At 46.3% G+C, this 20,048-nt stretch carries 19 protein-coding genes and 1 tRNA gene; 9 read left to right on the forward strand and 11 right to left on the reverse strand.

Going from position 1 to position 20,048, the window contains the following annotated elements:
* Positions 1 to 228: 228 nt before the first annotated feature.
* Entirely contained in the window at positions 229 to 1,602 is a 1,374-nt protein-coding gene (locus FVR03_RS17945) for a 4Fe-4S dicluster domain-containing protein (protein WP_147923151.1), read from the reverse strand.
* A gap of 167 nt (positions 1,603 to 1,769) precedes the next feature.
* Here FVR03_RS17945 and FVR03_RS17950 point away from each other — a divergent pair.
* Positions 1,770 to 1,842, forward strand: a tRNA-Phe gene (locus FVR03_RS17950).
* 460 nt (positions 1,843 to 2,302) lie between these two features.
* On the opposite strand, the gene FVR03_RS17955 is transcribed toward FVR03_RS17950, so the two are convergent.
* Positions 2,303 to 3,445: a putative sensor domain DACNV-containing protein gene (locus FVR03_RS17955; RefSeq protein ID WP_147923152.1), complete on the reverse strand. Its 1,143-nt coding sequence runs from the start codon at positions 3,443 to 3,445 to the stop codon at positions 2,303 to 2,305.
* Between the two features lie 307 nt (positions 3,446 to 3,752).
* Positions 3,753 to 4,844, reverse strand: coding sequence for a J domain-containing protein (locus FVR03_RS17960; protein ID WP_147923153.1), 1,092 nt, complete (start codon positions 4,842 to 4,844; stop codon positions 3,753 to 3,755).
* Between the two features lie 156 nt (positions 4,845 to 5,000).
* Here FVR03_RS17960 and FVR03_RS17965 point away from each other — a divergent pair, with 156 nt between their 5' ends.
* Genes FVR03_RS17965 through FVR03_RS17975 form a run of 3 tightly spaced genes read left to right on the forward strand, consistent with a single transcriptional unit; the run spans position 5,001 to position 6,704 of the window.
* Entirely contained in the window at positions 5,001 to 5,381 is a 381-nt protein-coding gene (locus FVR03_RS17965; protein ID WP_147923154.1) for a phage holin family protein, read from the forward strand.
* Entirely contained in the window at positions 5,378 to 5,947 is a 570-nt protein-coding gene (locus FVR03_RS17970; RefSeq protein WP_147923155.1) for a hypothetical protein, read from the forward strand. Before FVR03_RS17965 ends, FVR03_RS17970 begins: the two co-directional genes overlap by 4 nt.
* A complete protein-coding gene (locus FVR03_RS17975) occupies positions 5,937 to 6,704 on the forward strand; it encodes a phosphoglycerol geranylgeranyltransferase (RefSeq protein ID WP_147923156.1) in 768 nt (255 codons plus the stop codon). Before FVR03_RS17970 ends, FVR03_RS17975 begins: the two co-directional genes overlap by 11 nt.
* Here the strand turns inward: FVR03_RS17975 and FVR03_RS17980 are convergent.
* From FVR03_RS17980 to panC, 7 genes are all read right to left on the reverse strand, one after another.
* The gene (locus tag FVR03_RS17980) at positions 6,687 to 7,610 is read right to left on the reverse strand and encodes an AraC family transcriptional regulator (protein WP_147923157.1); all 924 of its coding nucleotides are present in this window, start codon (positions 7,608 to 7,610) and stop codon (positions 6,687 to 6,689) included. The genes FVR03_RS17975 and FVR03_RS17980 overlap by 18 nt on opposite strands.
* Before the next feature lie 170 nt (positions 7,611 to 7,780).
* Positions 7,781 to 8,920, reverse strand: a complete 1,140-nt coding sequence (locus tag FVR03_RS17985) for an acyl-CoA dehydrogenase (RefSeq protein WP_147923158.1) — start codon at positions 8,918 to 8,920, stop codon at positions 7,781 to 7,783.
* A gap of 237 nt (positions 8,921 to 9,157) precedes the next feature.
* The gene (locus FVR03_RS17990; protein WP_147923159.1) at positions 9,158 to 9,835 is read right to left on the reverse strand and encodes a zinc metallopeptidase; all 678 of its coding nucleotides are present in this window, start codon (positions 9,833 to 9,835) and stop codon (positions 9,158 to 9,160) included.
* A gap of 8 nt (positions 9,836 to 9,843) precedes the next feature.
* The gene (gene rfaE2 / locus FVR03_RS17995; protein WP_147923160.1) at positions 9,844 to 10,341 is read right to left on the reverse strand and encodes a D-glycero-beta-D-manno-heptose 1-phosphate adenylyltransferase; all 498 of its coding nucleotides are present in this window, start codon (positions 10,339 to 10,341) and stop codon (positions 9,844 to 9,846) included.
* Complete coding sequence (locus FVR03_RS18000) at positions 10,325 to 11,368, reverse strand: lysylphosphatidylglycerol synthase transmembrane domain-containing protein (RefSeq protein WP_147923161.1); 1,044 nt, start codon at positions 11,366 to 11,368, stop codon at positions 10,325 to 10,327. Before FVR03_RS18000 ends, rfaE2 begins: the two co-directional genes overlap by 17 nt.
* Positions 11,369 to 11,377: 9 nt before the next feature.
* A complete protein-coding gene (gene panD / locus FVR03_RS18005) occupies positions 11,378 to 11,725 on the reverse strand; it encodes an aspartate 1-decarboxylase (protein WP_147923162.1) in 348 nt (115 codons plus the stop codon).
* A 475-nt stretch (positions 11,726 to 12,200) separates the two neighbouring features.
* The gene (gene panC, locus FVR03_RS18010) at positions 12,201 to 13,058 is read right to left on the reverse strand and encodes a pantoate--beta-alanine ligase (RefSeq protein WP_147923163.1); all 858 of its coding nucleotides are present in this window, start codon (positions 13,056 to 13,058) and stop codon (positions 12,201 to 12,203) included.
* A 136-nt stretch (positions 13,059 to 13,194) separates the two neighbouring features.
* Between panC and FVR03_RS18015 the strand changes: the two genes are divergently transcribed.
* The 3 genes from FVR03_RS18015 to glmS all read left to right on the forward strand — a co-directional run bounded on the left by FVR03_RS18015 (position 13,195) and on the right by glmS (position 17,260).
* Positions 13,195 to 14,007, forward strand: coding sequence for a glycogen/starch synthase (locus FVR03_RS18015; RefSeq protein ID WP_147923164.1), 813 nt, complete (start codon positions 13,195 to 13,197; stop codon positions 14,005 to 14,007).
* A complete protein-coding gene (locus FVR03_RS18020; RefSeq protein WP_147923165.1) occupies positions 13,991 to 15,358 on the forward strand; it encodes a DUF4270 family protein in 1,368 nt (455 codons plus the stop codon). The genes FVR03_RS18015 and FVR03_RS18020 overlap by 17 nt, the downstream gene beginning before the upstream one ends.
* Positions 15,359 to 15,424: 66 nt before the next feature.
* Positions 15,425 to 17,260: a glutamine--fructose-6-phosphate transaminase (isomerizing) gene (gene glmS / locus FVR03_RS18025; protein ID WP_147923166.1), complete on the forward strand. Its 1,836-nt coding sequence runs from the start codon at positions 15,425 to 15,427 to the stop codon at positions 17,258 to 17,260.
* Between the two features lie 214 nt (positions 17,261 to 17,474).
* Here glmS and FVR03_RS18030 read toward each other — a convergent pair whose 3' ends face one another.
* A complete protein-coding gene (locus tag FVR03_RS18030; RefSeq protein ID WP_147923167.1) occupies positions 17,475 to 18,161 on the reverse strand; it encodes a 3-hydroxyacyl-CoA dehydrogenase family protein in 687 nt (228 codons plus the stop codon).
* A 782-nt stretch (positions 18,162 to 18,943) separates the two neighbouring features.
* Here FVR03_RS18030 and FVR03_RS18035 point away from each other — a divergent pair.
* Both FVR03_RS18035 and FVR03_RS18040 read left to right on the forward strand, forming a co-directional pair.
* Entirely contained in the window at positions 18,944 to 19,318 is a 375-nt protein-coding gene (locus FVR03_RS18035) for a hypothetical protein (RefSeq protein ID WP_147923168.1), read from the forward strand.
* A 289-nt stretch (positions 19,319 to 19,607) separates the two neighbouring features.
* Positions 19,608 to 19,988: a RidA family protein gene (locus FVR03_RS18040; protein WP_147923169.1), complete on the forward strand. Its 381-nt coding sequence runs from the start codon at positions 19,608 to 19,610 to the stop codon at positions 19,986 to 19,988.
* The last annotated feature ends 60 nt before the right edge of the window (positions 19,989 to 20,048 follow it).

Consider the following 20,048-nt stretch of genomic DNA (forward strand, 5'->3'; position numbering starts at 1 on the left):
TTTGTTTTCCATTTTCTTGAGATGTTAGATACTAGATTTTAGATAATAGACCTCCAGAATGGAGTTTTCAGAATCTAACATGGTGCATCTAGATGTCATTTACTATTTCTTGTTACTTATTTTACGTTGCCTCAGGCTAACAATTAGAACTTGTAAAGCCTGGCCTTCAATCCAAATCCGTGGTTAGTCGTGTACAAAATCTAGCTTCTAAAATCTAGTATCTATAATCTAATTAGGTACATACAACTCTTCGGCCCAGTTAAACCTGTCGGATGGGGAGAAGGCCCAGGGAGCACCGTTGTTCTCGATGTTGGTAAACATGGCGTTGAGCGAGGCCGGCGCAGCAGACTCTTCGAGCACCAGGTAGCGGCGCAGATCCATAATGGTAGACACCTGGTCTATGTTTACCGGGCACGACTCGGTGCAGGCGTTGCAGGTGGTACAGGCCCATAGCTCTTCTGGGGTAATGTAGCCGCGCAGCAGTGTCCTCTCCTCTTCGGTTGTTTTTACGCGCTCCGTGCCTGCATCTTTCCCGTATTTGGCCGGGTCAAAAATCACCGGCGATTCCCCTTTTTCCTCCATCCGGTCGCGGGTATCCATCACGATCTTGCGTGGCGAAAGGAGTTTTCCGGTAATGTTGGCCGGGCACACGGCGGTGCAGCGTCCGCATTCAGTGCAGGTGTAGGAGTCCATAAGCTGCTTCCAGGTAAGGTCCTCCACATCTTTGGCCCCAAACCGTTGAATTACGGGGTTACCTTCAGCGTCTGCTTCCGGAGCCGGTGGCTGGTAGCTAGGGTCCAGCATGGCTTTTATTTCGTGTGTGATAGCGGCATTGGTCGTGAACTTACCTTTAGGCAGCAGCTTGGAGTAGTACACGTTCGGGAAAGCCATGATGATGTGAAAGTGCTTCGAACTTGGCAGGTAGTTCATAAAAGCCAGAATACCGATAATATGAAACCACCAGCCTGCCCGCTCAATTACGTGCAGCGACTCCGGGTTGCTCCCGAAAATATTCACAAACAATTGGCTAATAGGGTAACTGCCTGCCACTTCGCCGCCTTCGAGTTGCACCAGCTTCAGGCCTGCAATGTTAAAGGTGAATAGCGCCAGCATCAGCACAATTTCAATTACCAGAATGGCATTGGCATCCATTTTAGGCCAGGCCCGCATCTCCACGCCACTCGCCAGCCTGGGAACCTTAGTAACATTGCGCCGCCACAGAAACATAACGCAAGCCACAATAACGAGCGCAGCCAGTATCTCATTTATAAACATGAGCGCGCTGTAGAGCCCGCCCAAAAACCCGAAAGCCCGATGCGTGCCGAACACACCATCAATCAGGATTTCGATAACCTCTATGTTGATAACCAGAAAACCAACATACACAAACAGGTGTAGTACCGCCGGAAGCATACGCTTAAACATTTTCTGCTGCCCAAACGCCACCAGCAAGGTTTTGTTAATACGCTCCGAGGGGTTATCTGCCAGCTCCAGATCGCGGCCCAGCAATATATTTTTGCGGATCTTGCGGATCTGCCATATAAACAGCCCTATACCTAAGCCTGCTATAATAATGAAGATGATGCTCTCTATTTTAAACACGGCAAATTATTCGTTATGCATACTAATTTAGAAATAAATTTAACTAAACTTTGGTATAAACCGACAAATGCGACTTTTTTAAAAAATTTTCGCCCGAATGTTTGCAAGTTAAAAGTTCCTTACTACTTTTGCATACCCTTACGGAAAAGGGGGACACAACAAGAGCTGGTGATGTAGCTCAGTTGGTAGAGCAAAGGACTGAAAATCCTTGTGTCGTTGGTTCGATTCCAATCATCACCACAGAGACCCTTGTCAGAAATGGCAAGGGTTTTTTGTTTTTAAGGCTTTCCAGCGGCATTTGTGACAGCAAAGGTGCCTGGTGCTTCGCCAAATTAGAAATTAAAGATTATGGTGGCGCGAGCGTCCTCGTTCATCACGATTATCCTGCTGCCTCTACCCGTCTTACCATTCCATTTCAGAGGCATATAATTCTAATAATTAAATTGGAGGAGTGCCTGAGTTAAGAATATCCAAATTGCACCAAAACTCCTACCTATTTCTTTGCCCTCATTCTAACGCAGCTGCTGTGTGAGTGGTTGTGTCTTGCCAGTCTGTATAAAATCTGATGCAAGAGCAAACTTTGCTACTCCTTTACCACTACATTCCGGCAGTTTAAGGTACGTGGAACATGCAAGACCCTTGGCTCCTAAAACCTTTTAGAACCTTTGGAAGGCCTTTTCCATTAGAATAATTTACTCTCTTACAGCAACAGTGCATCGATACGGTGTGCGTGCACCATGTTTTCGCAAGGCGACCAGGCGAAGATCGTGAAACGGCCATCTTGTGAGGCTACTAACGCCAGCGCATCTTGCTGGTCGTGTACAAACTGCGCTGCCGACAAATGCCTGGTGCCACCGTTCAGGGTAGGATTTGCCACCACTGGTTCTCCTCCTACAACGGGTTCGGTCATAGTTATTTGCCCTACAGGTGCTCTGCCTTCGGGTCGGCCTATTTTAGCCCCAAACGCCAACAGCTCATACTTATCGCTAATGATGGTGGCACCATCAACGGCCGTGAGCCCGGCTACACCATCTATGGCACGGCGCAACTGGTCTGACCAGGCACTGCCAGTTTGCTTCTTCTTATCTTCGAGCATGAGGTCGGCGAGTGCCGAAAAAGCGGGAGCCACCGAGTATGCGATTGGGTGGATAATAGATTTGCGCCAGGCATCGGTGCCAGCCGGAACCACCAGCAACGACCCTCCGCGGCCATGGTTGCGCATAGATATAGCCAGCTGCACCAGCACACTTACAGAGTCGTTCCAGGAGTCGGTAGACGAGAGGCCAAGCAGCGATGCCAGCAGGCTCGGGCAATCTGGCACAAGCGCGCTTTGGTCGTCTATAATCTTTACTTCTTCGCCACGGAGTACGGCCACATTGGCAAACTTGCCAAGCCCATCGAGGCGGCGGTGCTTTATAACCAGCAGACCAGGCTCCACCACCTCCAGCACAAAACACAAACTTGGTATAGTACGCGTAGCTCCCCACAGCTGCAACTCACCGTTGCTGTGCCACACACCCAGGTGTATACCCGGCCGTTCTACAGCAGGAGCCAGCTTTGTCAGGATGGCCGGTGTAAGCGCAAAAGGTTTTTCGAACAGCAATGGCTGCCCGGCTTGTTCGGGAGGCAGGTAGGCCAGCGAAATCTTTGGCGATATACCTTCTTCGTGCCGCAGACTTGCCCAGAAGGCAGCATCGGCCAGGGCCTCTATAGCTGCAGCCTGCGGTGCACAAGCCAGTTGTTCTTCGTTTTGCTCCTTTGCCTCCGCAATATGTTTCGCAAAATGCTCCTCAATGCTTGCTGCCACAGTTCTGGCGGCCTGGTAAGTTGTTCTTTGGCTCATACTGCTCCTTTTGCTGCTGCTACAAACAGCAAGTTACTGTTCTTTCTCAAAAATAGGCACTTTCAGGCTGAGTAGAAACATTTGAATTTACGGAGCTACCATCTGGTTTCAAATTATTCAAATAAAAACAGCCTCCAGAAGCTTTTTCTCGGTTTTTGAGCCAAGGGTTGCGCAGGCTTCAATATCTTTTCTATGTATTCGTTCATCACCTGATTAGCCATTTAACAATCGACAATTAAATTATTCAAATGAAAACAGCCTCCAGAAGATTTTTGCAGGATTTTGAGCCAAGGGTTAGGAGCAGCTGCTAGAGGCAATTGGCGCGCAGTTCGAGTAAGGCAGCTGAGTAACCCAGCCGGTAGGCTTTATTAAAGTGTACACAGGCAGAGTCCTGCTGCTCCTGTACCATTTCTGTTTGGCCGAGCAGGTAAAAAACGCGGCCGTTGCTCTGGTCTTGCTGCAGCACCTGCCTGTAATCGGCTTCAGAAGCTTCGTAGTTGCCTAACTTGTAGTGCCCGAACCCCCGGTAAGTTAAGGCTGTCACCCACTTTTCGCCGCTGTTGCTATGCCTTAGAAACGCATTAAAATCGCCTAAGGCCACTTGCGGCTCCTTCAGGTAAAAAAGCCTTAATTCGCCAAGCTCCAGGTAGGGGGCGTAGAGGGTGCTGTCCATTTTGAGGGCGTGCAGCAGGTCGGCTTCGGCCTGGCGGTAATTCTCCAGTTTCAGGTGGCACTTGCCGCGCATATAAAAGGTCTCGGCTTTCACGTCTTCCTTAAAAACAATGGCACGGTTTATATCGCGAACGGCGGCGGCATAATTCTCATACACGTTCATCTCGAGGCTGGCCCTGGTCAGGTAGGCATCGGCGTGCTTGGGCAGAAAATGAATAGCATCGGTTAGCAAACTATGGGCGCTGCTGTACTTGCCACCTTCAATGTAGCTCAAGGCAGTTTTATATTTGTCTTCGCCTGTTACATGGTCCATTACCACTTTTAGCAGCAAACTGAACAGCAGCAGGCAGGCCGTAAAAGTAACGGTAATGTAGAGGTCTTTTTTAGAGAAACGCTTCTGGCCCGACCTGCTTTGGTAATGCCGCTCCGACACAGAAGCCGGTGGCCTGGTGGTATGGTACCTGGGGTTGTAGTATGGGTTGTGCTGCTGCGCCCTCCGCTGATATTCGCGCTGGTACTGGAGCTTTTGGTCGTAGCGGGCGCGCTTGGTTGGGTTAGAGAGGGTCTGGTAGGCGGCACTTATGAGTTTAAACTTTTCTTCGGCCTGGGCATTACCCGGATTTTTATCGGGATGATACAGGACAGCCAGTCGCTTATAAGCCAGTTTTATTTCCTGACTTGTGGCAACTGGGCTCACCTCTAAAACCGTATATAAGTTAAAATCCAAAGAAGTATATCAGAAAAGTTTAATCTTACATTTAATATATTCGGTCAATATAGCGCAAAATCCGTACTAGAATCAAACTGACTAGATTTTACGGAAAATTTTTAAATCTAACCGCGTATACTGATCACAGCATCTAAATAAAAATAGCCTGACACTATGATGAATAAAGACAACGGCACACGAGAAAAGAATCCAAACCTCGTCGAAAACTTAATGGGTTACATCGATACCAGAATCGATATAATTAAGCTTGAGATACAGGAAAAGCTGAAAGCCTCTTTTGTTGGTTTACTACATGCCGTACTATTAGGTTTTGCTGCCTTTATGAGTGTTATTTTCGTTAACATTTTTTTAGGGCTGCTCCTCAACCACTTACTGGGCAGTTCTTTCTGGGGCTTTGGCATTGTAGCGCTTTTTTACATCATCATTCTGGTGGTGCTCGTAATAGGCCTCGATAAAAAAGTGTTTAATAACCTAGCCGACAAAACATTTGACAACACGATCTACAAAACTGATAAAAAAGAGAATTCAATATGAGCGAATCAAGCAATCCATTGTTTAAGAGTGAGCGGGAGCTTTTGGAGCGGCAGAAAGAGGAGTATAAAAATGCCCTGATGGGCGATGTGGACCATATAAAAACACAGTCGCAGGAAATAGGTAAAAAAGTGGCGCTGGCAGGCGGTGTACTAGTGGCAGGACTCCTGCTCAGGCGCATGTTTAGCGGCAGCAAAAAAAAAACTAAAAAGGTAAAGGCCGGTTATACCGAACCCTATGCTCCTACCGGAGTTCCTCTCTTAAATGGTGCGGCAGGCCCAGGCGCTATTCCGGGCGAAGCCGATGTGTATAGTGTGCCCCCGGCTTATGCCTACCAGGAGCAGCCACAGCCTAAGCAAAACACCGGGCTAAGCAAATCTTTTGTAAACTCTGAGCTCATGCAGGTTATTACCCAACAGCTGGCAGCCCTGCTCATGGTGTATATCTCTAAAAAGGTTGAAGAATACTTAAGTAGTGTCTCTGAAAATACCGATATTGCGGTTAAACCCATCGAGGTGACAGAGATCGAAACTACTGAGTATATTTATCCGGAAGAGGATGCCCTTTGAGAAACTTCAGAAAGCACCATTAAACACCTGGGGGAGAAAGCACTTTGCAGTGCTTCTCGACCCTGACAACCTGGACGAGGCCTCTTGCCTGCACCTGCTGGCCTTGAGCGAGGCCAGCCAGGTTGATTATTTTTTTATGGGTGGCAGCCTTGTCACTTCCCAAAACCAGGCTTCGCTTATTCGCCTGATAAAAGAAAACAGTTCCATTCCGGTTATTCTATTCCCGAGCAACAGCTTGCACATCGACCAACAGGCCGATGGCATTCTGCTGCTCTCGCTTATCTCGGGCCGTAACCCCGATTTCCTGATAGGTCAGCATATTTTATCGGCTCCTGTTCTGAAAGCAAGCCAACTACAGATTTTCCCTACAGGCTATATGCTCGTAGACACTGGCCGCCAAACCACCGCCTCTTATATGAGTGGCACCACCCCTCTCCCCTACGACAAACCAGCTATTGCTGCCTGTACTGCTATGGCTGGCGAGATGCTGGGCCTGCAATATATTTACCTTGATGGTGGCAGCGGAGCACAGAAGCCGGTTAGCGCCGATATGATTGCAGCTGTGCGCGCCGCTGTTGATGTTCCTGTAATTGTAGGCGGAGGCATTAACACGACCGAGAAGGCGCAGACTGCCCTGGCTGCAGGAGCCGATGTGCTGGTGGTAGGCAATTACATAGAAAAAAACCCCGGCTTTTTGGCCGAGGTTTCTGAAGTGGTTGCTACTTATAATAAAGTTGCCTTAAACGCTCATCGCTGATTCGCGGCGGCGCATCTTGCCGGCTGGTATGCCGAACATCATTTTAAAACGACGGCAGAAGTAAGCAGTGTCTTTGTAGCCTACATCTTTGCCGATCTCACGGATGCTCTTTTTGGTAGTGCGCAGTAAGAACACGGCACGCTCCATACGCTGGTACTCAATATAATCCTGCGGATTTATACCGGTCAGCATTTTAAAGTACTGCCCCACATAATCTTCCGATACGTTTGCCACATTAGACAGCACCTTGTTAGAAAGATCTCCTCCCAGGTTTTCTTTAATGTAGTTAAACAGATCGATGAGGCGTGGATCTTTAAAGTAGGTGCTGTTTGTTGCCAGCTGCTCCACAAACATTTTGTTACGAAGAATGTGGCGTATAATCTCCACCACAATGTTTTCGGTGTAAATGTTGATCAGGCGCTCTTTGCCAGGCAGGTCCTGCATGTTCTCTTCCACCACCTTTATAACCAGGTTGGCTAACTTGTTGTTGTTAGAGATCAGGAAAGCAGGAACATCTAACGAAGCAAAGAAGTTAACGGAATCAAATACCTTCGCTTCAAAGCTTACATAGCTGTGGCTCTCTTCGGCATCGCCGATCAGGTCCAGATCGTTATTACTTTTAAAGAATTTCTCTCTGTTGGTAATCAGGTCGTCGTTAGAGATGGTACGGCCATCTGTAGAGCCATACGTTACTCTTGTGCTACGGCCTCCCGGAATAAATAGTAGCTCCCCCTCTTCTACCATTTGTTCTTCGTTGCCAAAAAAGATGCTTCCTTTATGAAGCAATATCAGGTTGTTGCCGACATCGTAAGCGTTGCGTACCGTGAAAGGCTGCTGCAACACCAGATTCTTAGCTTTAATAAATCGCACCCCAAGCGATTCAATAATTTTATTGTAATCTTCCATGTGTGTTACCAACTAACTTAAATACTATAAACCCTTGAATTATGGGGTAAAGCTAAGGTTAATCTTTATAAAATTCAAAATTATTTTTATAATTTCTTGAAAATAAATTTAAATTCAGAAAACTATATTTAGGGGCAAAATATGCAAAGAACGATGTTTTGACGTTATATTTATTTTAGCAATTCTCTTGAAATTACTATTTTTTGTATCTCGGAGGTGCCTTCGTAGATCTGCGTAATTTTGGCATCGCGCATTAACCGCTCTACATGGTACTCTTTTACGAATCCGTATCCGCCGTGCACCTGCACTGCCTCCACTGTTGTGTCCATGGCTACCTTCGAGGCAAACAGTTTCGCCATGGCCCCAGACATGCTGTAGTCCTGATGGGTGTCTTTATGATAGGCAGCTTTTAAGCATAATAATCTGGCGGCCTCAATGTTAGTGGCCATATCAGCGAGCTTAAACTGAATGGCCTGGTGCCTGGCTATTTCCACGCCAAAGGCCTTGCGCTCAGTTGCGTACTTCAGGGCCAGCTCGTAGGCACCGGAAGCTATACCCAGCGCCTGCGAGGCAATACCTATACGCCCACCGGCCAGCGTAGACATGGCAAACTTAAAGCCGAAGCCATCGTCGCCAATACGGTTCTCCTTTGGCACCTTTACATCGGTAAACATAAGCGAGTGGGTATCGGAACCTCTTATGCCTAATTTGTTTTCTTTTTTACCTACTACAAAACCCTCCACACCACGCTCTACAATAAAGGCGTTAATGCCGCGGTGCTTTTTTTCGGGATGTGTTTGGGCTATTACCAGGTAAACGGAGGCAGTGCTGCCGTTGGTAATCCAGTTTTTGGTACCGTTTAGCAGGTAATAGTCGCCTTTGTCTTCGGCTGTTGTATGCTGCGAGGTGGCATCTGAACCTGCTTCCGGCTCCGACAGGCAAAAGGCTCCTATTATCTCGCCGGTTGCCAGGCGCGGGAGGTACTTCTCTTTCTGCTCCTCTGTGCCGTATTTCTCAATACCCCAGCAAACCAGCGAGTTGTTGACCGACATCACCACCGAGGCCGAGGCATCCACCTTCGAAATTTCTTCCATGGCCAGCACATACGAAATAGTATCCATGCCGCCGCCATTGTACTTTGGGTCTACCATCATGCCCATAAATCCCAACTCCCCCATTTTCCGGATCTGCTCCGCCGGAAACTTCTGGAGCTCATCACGCTCGATAACGCCTGGCAGCAGTTCTGATTGGGCAAACTCACGGGCAGCAGCCTGTACTGCCAAATGTTCTTCTGTTAGCTGAAAGTTCATACCTGTATATCTAGTTAACTACCATTATTTTGTTTTTCGGTCGCAAAAAACACCTTTGCTATTCTCAACATACACCAGATTTGCAGAAATTGTTATGCAAGCCGAACAATTTAAAGATATAAAATTATATGCTTCCATACGCAATTTCGTACGACAGTTTTTGAGGAGACAACACAAAAAAGCGCCTTCTGCTCTGGAGCAGAAGGCGCATACTTAAAAAGCTAAGACCTTGTTTAGTTAATCGCGGCGGCCAAGCAGCAGCGACGCGTAATACAACAGTGTGGCCAATGAACCAAGTGCCGCTACCACGTACGTCATGGCTGCCCATTTAAGCGCGTCTTTCGACATGGCGTATTCCTGTTTGTTTACGATGTTATTTGTACCGATCCAGGCCAGGGCCCGCTTACTTGCATCGAACTCTACTGGCAGCGTTACAAAGCTGAACAGTGTGGTAAGCGCGAATAACCCTACACCAATAGCCAACGGAATAGGTGTAGTCTGCAGCATGAATATACCGATCAGGATTATCCACTGCATGTAGCGCGAGGCAATGCTGAGCGCAGGCACCATGGCCGAGCGGAACTTCAGGAAGCTATACGCTTTGGCGTGTTGCACGGCGTGGCCACATTCGTGCGCCGACACTGCTGCTGCTGCTGCGCTTCTTGCTTCGTACACATACTCGCTCAGGTTCACGGTTTTGTCGGCTGGGTTGTAATGGTCAGTTAAACGCCCTGCAACCGATATAACGCGTACATCTGTTATGCCATGGTCGGCCAGCATCATTTCGGCTATCTCGCGGCCTGTGTAACCCGACTGCAGCGGAATTTCGGAGTACTTCTTAAACTTACTTTTTAAACGCCAGCTAACCCACATACTAGCCAGCATAAAAACGATTACAATGAAATATATTCCCATAACGTTAATTAACCTTTTGTACTTTTAACTTGATCCTCTATTTTATTTACGATGTTGGTGGTAGAGTAGCCTTTTACCAGCGGAACAGTTTTAACGGCTCCTCCCCTGGCCATAACGATCTCATGTCCTACAATATTTTCGATGGTATAATCATCGCCTTTAACTAAAATATCGGGCTGTATGGCCTCTATTAGTTTAAGCGGTGTATTCTCATCGAACAGCACTACTGCATCGATAAACAATAAGGATGCCATAACACGCGCCCGTGACATTTCGTCTTGCAAAGGGCGGCTTGGCCCTTTTATACGGCAAATAGAGGCATCTGTGTTAAGGCCAAGCACCATTTTATCGCCAAGTTGTCTGGCTTTTTCTAAATAATCGACGTGGCCAAGGTGCAGTATATCGAAGCAGCCGTTGGTGAATACAATTTGCTGGCCTTGGCTTCGCCAGGTCTGCAGCAGGTCTTGCAGGTGCGGGAGGGTAAGTATTTTATCGCTTGAATTCATGAATGGTTGCATTAGTTTCAGTTGTCTGTACTGCCAGCTTTACCGGCCGCAGCATAGTAACTATAAAACTAAGCACTCCCATTATAACTACCAAAAGTGTTTGGGAAGTATGCGCCAGCAAGGCATAAGCCATGCCGGCCTCTTTTGGCACTCCATATAACATAAGTGTTGCCTGCACAGCCAGGTGATAGGTGCCGACCCCACCTTGCACAGGTGCAGCCATACCCAAGGTGCCAGCTACCAGCACCGAGAGGCCTGCTGTGGCCGAAAGCCCCGATGTGGCCGGCAAGGCATAGAACACAACCAACGTGGTACCGTAGAACAAAGCCCATATAATAAGAGTGTGCCCCCAGAAAACAGGTTGATTTTTTACTTTGGTAATACTGAAGATGCCTTGCAACATGCCTCGCACAAACGACACTGCTTTCTGAAAAAAGACATTGTTCCTGAGTCTGTTTAAAAACAGGACACCCATGGCCAGTAAAACAAAGGTACCAAGCAGCAACAGCCCAGCCAGCAGGTACAAAGAGTCAAAGCTTTTCTCCAGGCTATGGTATTTGTCGGCGAAGAGGCTTAAGAAGTAGTCGAGCACCTGGTCGAACTCGAACAGAAAAGTAAGGCCTATACACAGCAACAGCATGAGCATATCTATAAAGCGCTCTGCTATTACTGTTCCGAAAGCTTTGTTTACCGGCAGGTTGTCTGTTCGCTTTAGTATGCTGCACCGCACTACTTCGCCCATTCGGGGCAACACCAGGTTGGCCAGGTAGCCTACCATCATGGCGTTATAAGTATTGGCAAACGACGGAGAAACACCCGTGGGCATAATCTGCATCTTCCAGCGGTAAGCGCGACTTGCGTAAGCAGCTGCCCCCATCAGCATCGAAAGCACGATCCAGACAAAGTTGGCTTGCTGTAGCTCCACCCACATCCGCTCAAAGTCCAGCTCACGCAGAGCATACCACATCAGAAAGACAGATATTCCCAGAAAAGAGCTGTACTTTAGAACGGATAGGGCTTTGTTCATGAAATGTTATTAAACGATGCGGTTGTGCTGATCAGGGAAAACCAGCGTAGGCGTATGCGCCTTTGCATCGGCAAAGTTTATAGAGCAGTAAGATATAATAATAACGACATCGCCTACCTGTACTTTGCGGGCGGCGGGCCCGTTTAAACAAATAGTGCCAGTGCCCCTCTCCCCTCTTATAACGTAAGTTTCGAAGCGCTCCCCGTTGTTAATATTCACGATTTGCACTTTTTCATTTTCCACAATGTTGGCGGCGTCCATCAGGTCTTCATCTACTGTAATGCTGCCTACGTAGTGCAGTTCGGCCTGTGTAACCCTACAACGATGGATTTTAGACTTTAAAACCTCAATTTGCATGGCTCTATTATATATTATAATACAAAGGTATGTATTATGCCGGAAAATTACTACCAGGCAAAATTTCCGTTACCTACCCGGCAGGCGCAGCTATCTCTGAAACGATTTAACCCTTGAGCATCAGAACCGGAAAACTCCCTTGGAAGGCCATTTTCATTTGAATAATTAGATTGTTGGTTGTTAATTGCTTGTTGCTGAATGGTTGGTTTACAGAAATTTTGATTGAATGATTATGGAGCTTTGCCTAATTAGAAATTCCAAATTAGGAATGTTGAAACAAGCAATGCATTGGCCTGTTCAGAAGCATTTTCAGCCGTTTAATAATTTGTGAGTTGCTGATTTGTTAGAACAGCTTTACGAAGAGCATGAGTGAATCATTTTTAAAACTCTTATCCATTTCATGACCCTTGACTAAAAAGCATCTAAACTCTTCCGGAAGGGCATTTTCATTAGAATAATTGCTTCAGCAGGCTTCTTAGGCCTGCTGAAGGACCTTAACAATCATATTATCGATGAGGCGCACCGGGCCTACATGGGCGGCAATACAGAGCGCAACTTCTGGCTCGGCGCTAAGGTCCGGCACGGGCTGAAGCGTGGCCGGGTTAGCAATTTCGAAATACTCGAGCTGTAGTTGGGGCACCTTGGCCAGGTAAGCCACTATATCTTCTTTTATGGCAGCTACAGGCTTTGCGCCTATCTGCGCCTCCGCACGCAGGAGCGCCTTGTGCAGGTGCGTGGCATGCTCCAGTTGCTGCACATCGAGGCGCTTGTTCCGCGACGACATAGCCAGTCCGCTCGCTTCTCTTATAGTTGGGTAGCAAACCACCTCCAGGTCGAAGCCAAGCCCCTGTACCAGTTGCCGCACCACCGCTACCTGCTGCAGGTCCTTCTGCCCAAAATAAGCCCGGTGCGGCTGCACCAGATGGAATAGCTTGCTCACGATAATAGCTACCCCGTTAAAATGGCCCGGCCTGTGCGCCCCTTCCATTACCTCTTCCAGCACACCGAAACTAAAGTGCAGCAGCGATTGTTCTGGATACATGTCGGCGGCTGTGGGCGCAAACAGGTAGTCGCAGCCAACGGCAGCCAGTGCAGCCGTGTCCTGCTCGAGCGAGCGCGGGTACAGCTTGTAGTCTTCCTGGTTATTGAACTGGGTAGGGTTTACAAATACGCTACAGATGGTGATGTCGTTTTGTTGGGCTGCAGCCCGAATAAGCTGCAGATGCCCGTTGTGCAGGGCACCCATGGTCGGTACAAAGCCAATGCTTTTGCCGCTGCACCGCAGTGCCTGTACTATTGAGCGAATAGCACTAGCCTGCTCTATAACTTGCATATGAAATAGTATTATATTTTAAAAACAGATAAGACTGCAAAAGTAAGTTGTAACAGATAAAATTGAAAATTAGAATAAAATTTGCTAATTTTGCACGTCCCATTTCTCTTGCATAATAATTTTTAACAATAAACTCATGTCTAAATTGCGAATATTATACGCCGCCACAGAAATCCTCCCTTTCTTGCAAACCACCAAAGTAGCAGAGTTTCTGGAGACCCTGCCACAAGGCATGCAAGAGCGAGGAATGGAAATCCGCATTTTTGTTCCCAGGTTCGGCATAATAAATGAGCGCAAAAATCGATTGCATGAGGTTGTACGCCTGTCTGGCATTAATATAGCTGTTGGAGACGACGAGAAACCCCTTGTGATTAAGGTCGCCTCCATTCCGAATGCCAAATTACAAGTTTATTTTATTGACAACGAAGACTATTTTCACAGAAAGTCCGTTTTTGTTGACAAGAACAATAAATTTCATCAGGATAACGATGAAAGAGCGATTTTCTTCTGTAAAGGCGTACTCGAAACAGTTAAAAAACTAGGCTGGCAGCCTGATATTGTTCATTGCAACGACTGGATGACAGGGCTTATACCAATGTACCTGAAAACAACTTACAAGAAAGATCCGATCTTTAAAGATGCCAAGTCTATTTTTACGGTTTATAACCATGAGTATAAGCACAAGTTTACGACGAGCCTGCTAGAGAAAGTGAAGATGCTCGATATTGACGACAGCATGCTGACCAACCTGCAGTCTGGCGACCTGGACAGCTTTATAAAAGTAGGTATGGAATATGCAGACTCTGTAATTAAGACAAATGAGAATTTTAGTGAGAATATAGATGCCTTGTTCAGCGAATTTATGTTAACCAAGAACATCAACACCATCAGCGCCGACGACAACTTATTAGACTCTTACTTTAACTTGTATAATGAACTTAGCCGTTAAGAGGTACCTTCTTTTCTTTTTTTCCTTTGTTGCCATTACAGCCTGCGAAGACCCATCCGAATTAGGGCTTGAACTGCAGGATGACAACCGCATCGGAACCGATTTTACTGATACGTTAACCATACAATCTGGTACTGTTCTTTTAGAAGACTCTATCTCTACCTTTGGGCTAGCTCCTTATCCGGCAGGTTATTACGCTGACCCTGTTCTGGGCACCAGCAGGGCCACCGCCTTTACAGAGGTAGGCCTTGGCGGCACAGACCTTACATTTGGTGCAAACCCTCAACCTGTATCTATGACCCTGACCCTGGACTACTCCATGATTTATGGTAACCAGGCCAGCGACCTGACACTGAATGTGCACAGGCTAACAGATGGTTTTAGCAGCAGAGGTTCCTATTATTCTAACTCTACGTTGCCCTACGAAGCTACGCCTATTGGTAGCGGCACTTTTCGGCCCAGAATCTTTACACTGGCAACAAGAGATTCGGCAGAGGTCGTAAAAATTGAGATGTCGCTTGACTTTGCCCGCGAGATACTGGCAAGGTCCGGCACCAGTGCCCTTGCTACAAGAGACAATTTCATCAACGAGTTTCTGAAAGGTATTGCCATTGTTTCGCCGAATACCGAAGGTGCCAGCATTATAGCCCTGAACCTAACCTCCACCCGCACTACTTTATCGTTAAAATATAGAGTAGATGCCGATACTGCCATAAAAGAACACCTGTTCCCGATAGCAACCACTGATAACAGAAGGTTTTATAATATAACGGCAGACAGGGCAGGAACAGCAATCAGTTCTTTGGAGAAACAAGGTCTAATACCCTCGCCGCAGACCGACGGCGTAACTTATGTACAGGCTAATACCCAACTTTTAACAAAGCTTACCATCCCGTACCTGGAGCAGTTTAAGGCGCAAAGTGGCAATATTATTATCAACCGCGCTGAACTTATATTACCGGTTCAAAATGCCTCTAATGCTACATTTACAGCGCATCCTTCTTTTGTGCTGTACGAAACCAACAGCTCGAACCGTATTCTGCAAAATTCAACCGGGCAAAATCTGGCTATTCAGGATACGTATAGCTTTACGACTACCCTGGCACCTTCAGTGGTAACTTACAGGTCAGAAAAAGGCCATTACCGCATGAACATAACACCTTACCTGCAAGCCCTCTTGCTTGGCAGAAAAGAAAACAATGGTGTCTTGGTATCAACCGGGCTTGTTACAGTAAGCAGTAATGGTTCGCGCCAGTTAGAATACGACTCACGCCCTTTCAGAACAATTATTAGCAACACTGATGCAGCCCCCATTAAGCTGCTTATCTATTATTCAAAACTTAGCCAATAGTTTTGTTTGAACATTAGGTTTATACTCCTATTTTTGGGCTGCTTTTATTTATAAAAAAATTACATCATGTGTGGAATAGTAGCATATGTAGGGCATAGAGAAGCTTGCCCTATTATTATTAAAGGGCTGAAGCGCCTTGAGTACAGAGGGTACGACAGCGCAGGCGTTGCCCTGATGAACGGCAGCCTGAGTGTTTTCAAGAAGAAGGGGAAGGTAGCTGATTTAGAGGCTTTTATCGCTGGCAAAGACGTTCATAGCAACATTGGCATGGGCCACACCCGCTGGGCAACCCACGGCGAACCTAATGATGCAAATGCGCACCCACACTTCTCAAGCTCACAAAAAATCGCCATTATTCACAATGGTATTATCGAGAACTATGCCGCGCTAAAAACCTTGCTGCTGAGCAAAGGCCATACCTTTAAAAGCGAAACAGACTCCGAGGTTTTTATTAACCTGATAGAAGACATAAGAGATAATAGCAACTGCTCTTTGGCCGAAGCTGTGCGCCTAGCTTTACACGAAGTGGTAGGGGCATACGCCATTGTAGTGCTTTCGAAAGACGACCCGGACCAGTTGGTAGCAGCCAGAAAAGGAAGCCCGCTTGTATTGGGTATAGGCAAAGGCGAATATTTTCTGGCATCAGATGCAACTCCTATTATTGAGTATACCAACGATGTGGTTTATCTGAAAGACCATGAGATGGCTGTTATCAAAAATGGCGAGCTGGATATTCGGTCTAAAGAAGACGTAAAGCAAACACCTTATGTGCAACGCCTGGAAATGGCGCTGGAGTCTATTGAAAAAGGTGGCTACGAGCATTTTATGCTGAAAGAGATATTTGAGCAGCCTCGCTCTATTCTCGACAGCATGCGTGGCCGCATGATCACTGAAGGGAACCACCTGATGATGAGTGGCTTCCGGGAATTTGAAAATAAGTTTATTAACGCAGAGCGTATCCTGATAGTAGCCTGTGGCACCTCGTGGCATGCTGGCCTGGTAGCTGAATACCTGATCGAAGATTTTGCCCGCATACCGGTAGAAGTGGAGTATGCTTCTGAATTCCGGTACCGTAACCCCATTATACGTGAGAGCGATATTGTAATTGCAATCTCTCAGTCTGGAGAAACAGCTGATACATTGGCAGCCATAGAGCTTGCCAAATCGAAAGGGGCTACCATATTCGGTATCTGCAACGTGGTGGGCTCTTCTATTGCGCGCACCACCGATGCAGGCGCCTATACGCACGCAGGTCCGGAAATAGGTGTAGCCAGTACAAAGGCATTTACAGCACAGGTAACGGTTCTGACCCTGATCGCCATGATTATGGGTGCAAAGCGCGGCACACTTGAAACAACCAAACTGCATGAGCTTATGGCGGAACTGGATAACATTCCTGCCAAAGTAGAGAGGGCGCTGAAGCTGGATGCACAGATACAAGAAATATCAGAAAAGTTTAAGGATGCGACTAATTTCATTTACCTCGGCCGTGGCTACAACTACCCGGTAGCGCTGGAAGGAGCTCTGAAGCTGAAGGAAATTTCTTACATACACGCAGAAGGCTACCCGGCAGCAGAAATGAAGCATGGTCCGATTGCGCTGATAGATGAGCAGATGCCTGTTGTGGTAATTGCAACAAAAGACAGTTCTTATGAAAAAATAGTATCGAATGTGCAGGAAGTTCGGGCACGTAAAGGCCAGGTAATTGCCATTGTAACCGAAGGCGACACCACCATTCCTACCATGGCTGACCACGTCATCGAGATTCCGGAGACAAGCGAGCATTTGGCTCCTTTGCTTTCTGTTATTCCGCTGCAATTACTGTCGTACCATATTGCTGTTATGCGTGGCTGCAACGTAGACCAACCACGTAACCTGGCAAAATCTGTTACAGTAGAATAAGCACACTCCAACCAACTCTATTTAAAAGGATGCCTTTAACAGCATCCTTTTTTTGTGGCTACCAATTATTTACCGAGGAGTTTATATCAGGTAGGAAAATATGTTGTGAGCAAAAAGCAGGATCTCTAGCAAAACCGCTTAGACCTATCTGAAAAAGAACTCTAAGAACCAGCAATTATTCAAATGAAATCGGCCTCCAAAAGCTTTTTTGCCGCTATAAGCCTCGAGGGTAAGTGACAAGGAGAGACTGCTGGAGCATCTTTGTTTTCAGGAGAGGACAGATCTTATAGCGCTCGTCTTTCGTGTCGGAGTAGAGGGCTTTTAGTACCTTATATACATTGGAGAGACCTATCTGTTCGGCCCATTCGAAGGGCCCCTGTGGATAGTTCGTACCTAGTTTCATGGCCAGATCTATAGCAGGAACAGTGGCTATTTTCTCCTGAAGGGTATAGAAAGCTTCGTTAATAATGGTACATAGCACACGCGGTGTCACCATTCCGACACGGTCTTCTACGAGGTGGTAAGGTGTTCCGAGCCTGCTGCAGACACTGCGGAGCACTTCAGCGTGGTGTGGCAGCAGCAAGGTTACTTCAAGCGTTGGCCTGTTGAATAGCGATGGCAGCCCATTAAAACCTACAAACGTACAGGCTATCTGCTGGTTTTGAAGCCAGGCTGCAAGTTGCACCGTAACTGCATGAAATAGCACGACAAGCCCTGGTTTAGCGGCATATACCGGAACCTGCTCCTTGTGTTCAGCCAGTAAGAAGTCGAATACTACCTCCACCTGCTCAAGCAATGGCTCAACCGCCTCGTACTTCTGAACAAAAAGAGCATTACTCTCCGGAAATTTTGCCTTAAACTCTTCGGCCATCGCAGAAGTAGACACAACCAGTATTTGCATACAATCAGATTTAGAATTTATATTGCTACCTGCCCTCCTGTACCAGCTTCTTCCTTAGCTAATTTATGAAACCATGCAGTAGGAGTGCATACTTAGCAATGTGTACAGCTGCAGCAATTCGGCATTGGTTATAACTTGCCTGCCAGTCCTTCTGCCTCTGAATAACTAGCAAACAAGATTCCGAAATTATGCGAATGAAAAGTGCCTTCAAAGGGAATATTAACAAAATTACTCCAAGGGTTACACCATGCTATCTCACACTTGCTATAGATAGCTTCACTTACTTCAATATTTTAAATGTCCTTTACATTTAATTTCCAAAAAAATCAGCAACAACACAAGCAGAGTCTGTCTAACCTTAACAGCTATTTATCGGATAAACTCTTTCCCGTACCACCAGTCATAGCACCTAAAGCTCTTGAGCAAAATTTTGCAGAACATGAAAATATCCTAAAAAGCACTATCATAACATTTTGTGCATGAAGCAGTTACAAGTTAAATTCAAGAACCAGTTTGGTAAACCAAAGCCATAATGAACCAAATTGTAGGAAATAAATGATTTTAAACTGAAAATCATAATAATATTTTATCAAGTTTTATTTAGGCAAACATAATTTATTGTATAATAAAATCTATGATTTAATTAATTAAATGAATATGGCATAAATATTCGAATAAGGTATAGGTAAATAGTAGCGCTAATAAAGCCACAGTAGACTTTAAAAAACTAACAAACCCTTAAAATCCAATTCATTATGAAGAATTTATGCTTATTTTTTGTTATGTTTCTAGGCTTATGTGCCACCTCTGTTGCGCAAGAAAATCCAGCTACCCTTTCGCCTGAAGATGCCCGCCAATGTACAGAGCTTACCAAAGTAATGGCGAGAAATCTTTACTTGTACGACGAGGAGTATTTAAAGCTAAAGGTGCTGAACGAAAAGACGATGCTGAAAGCACAGGAAATTTCAAAAGGTTACCAAAACGCACCAACACAGCGCGAGGCAAAACTTAAAGAGCTTAGCACCGAATTCGAGAATGAGGTTAAGAAGATGCTCGATGAACAACGCCTGGTAGCTTTGGCCAGCTACAAAATAAACGCGTCGTTGTGGCTTAATACACCACAGGCGCTCAAAAGCTTGCAAGGCAGCATCGAATAAGACGAGCCACTACAGAGCATACCTCACTCTCTGCATAGCCTCCTGTATGCTAGACCTTATCTGGCTGCAAGAGGCATATCAGGATCTGTGCAGTTGAATACTTACATCTCAACGTATTTTACTCGTGCCTTCTCACTTTATAAAACTGCTGTTACAAAGGCTCCAGAAGCACCTGTGGGTAAAGGTTCAGTGTTAAGTTTAGGCTATTGCCAAAGCTGTATGATTGTAGGCTACCATCTGTAAATTTGTTACATTTGAAATGCATAACGTAACAGAAAACAATTTACCTATGGCACACAGCATCATTAACTCTTCTAAAGCTCCGGCTCCCATTGGTCCTTATAGCCAGGCCACCCTGGCAAATGGCACCTTGTATGTTTCAGGTCAGATTGCCTTAGACCCTGAAAACGGCCAACTTTTAAACGAATCGATAGAGGCCGAAACGCACCAGGTCATGAAAAACCTCAGCGCTATTTTAGAAGAGGCCGGCATGGGATTCGAACATGTTCTGAAATGCTCTATTTTTGTGAAAGACCTGAATAACTTTGGCAGAATTAACGAGACATACGGCAGCTATTTTAAAAGCAATCCGCCTGCCCGCGAAACAGTGGAGGTAAGCCGGTTGCCAAAAGATGTAAACGTGGAGATTTCTTGCATAGCTTCAAAATAGGCACTTCCTTACTGCTGCCATAGCAGCAAAAGAACCTGCAGAGAATTCTTTTGCTGCTTA

Origin of the sequence: Pontibacter qinzhouensis (assembly GCF_008017455.1) — a bacterium.
Classification (GTDB): Bacteria; Bacteroidota; Bacteroidia; order Cytophagales; family Hymenobacteraceae; genus Pontibacter; species Pontibacter qinzhouensis.

Bases quoted from the DNA above. Each gene is read 5' to 3' on its own strand.
- FVR03_RS17955 (WP_147923152.1), bottom strand. From the start codon at position 3,445: ATGAGCCAAAGAACAACTTACCAGGCCGCCAGAACTGTGGCAGCAAGC.
- panD (WP_147923162.1), bottom strand. From the start codon at position 11,725: ATGCAAATTGAGGTTTTAAAGTCTAAAATCCATCGTTGTAGGGTTACA.
- FVR03_RS18040 (WP_147923169.1), top strand. From the start codon at position 19,608: ATGGCACACAGCATCATTAACTCTTCTAAAGCTCCGGCTCCCATTGGT.
- FVR03_RS17980 (WP_147923157.1), bottom strand. From the start codon at position 7,610: ATGGAAGATTACAATAAAATTATTGAATCGCTTGGGGTGCGATTTATT.
- glmS (WP_147923166.1), top strand. From the start codon at position 15,425: ATGTGTGGAATAGTAGCATATGTAGGGCATAGAGAAGCTTGCCCTATT.
- FVR03_RS17970 (WP_147923155.1), top strand. From the start codon at position 5,378: ATGAGCGAATCAAGCAATCCATTGTTTAAGAGTGAGCGGGAGCTTTTG.
- rfaE2 (WP_147923160.1), bottom strand. From the start codon at position 10,341: ATGAATTCAAGCGATAAAATACTTACCCTCCCGCACCTGCAAGACCTG.
- FVR03_RS18035 (WP_147923168.1), top strand. From the start codon at position 18,944: ATGTTTCTAGGCTTATGTGCCACCTCTGTTGCGCAAGAAAATCCAGCT.
- FVR03_RS17975 (WP_147923156.1), top strand. From the start codon at position 5,937: ATGCCCTTTGAGAAACTTCAGAAAGCACCATTAAACACCTGGGGGAGA.
- FVR03_RS18000 (WP_147923161.1), bottom strand. From the start codon at position 11,368: ATGAACAAAGCCCTATCCGTTCTAAAGTACAGCTCTTTTCTGGGAATA.
- FVR03_RS17965 (WP_147923154.1), top strand. From the start codon at position 5,001: ATGATGAATAAAGACAACGGCACACGAGAAAAGAATCCAAACCTCGTC.
- FVR03_RS18020 (WP_147923165.1), top strand. From the start codon at position 13,991: ATGAACTTAGCCGTTAAGAGGTACCTTCTTTTCTTTTTTTCCTTTGTT.
- FVR03_RS18030 (WP_147923167.1), bottom strand. From the start codon at position 18,161: ATGCAAATACTGGTTGTGTCTACTTCTGCGATGGCCGAAGAGTTTAAG.
- panC (WP_147923163.1), bottom strand. From the start codon at position 13,058: ATGCAAGTTATAGAGCAGGCTAGTGCTATTCGCTCAATAGTACAGGCA.
- FVR03_RS18015 (WP_147923164.1), top strand. From the start codon at position 13,195: ATGTCTAAATTGCGAATATTATACGCCGCCACAGAAATCCTCCCTTTC.
- FVR03_RS17985 (WP_147923158.1), bottom strand. From the start codon at position 8,920: ATGAACTTTCAGCTAACAGAAGAACATTTGGCAGTACAGGCTGCTGCC.
- FVR03_RS17990 (WP_147923159.1), bottom strand. From the start codon at position 9,835: ATGGGAATATATTTCATTGTAATCGTTTTTATGCTGGCTAGTATGTGG.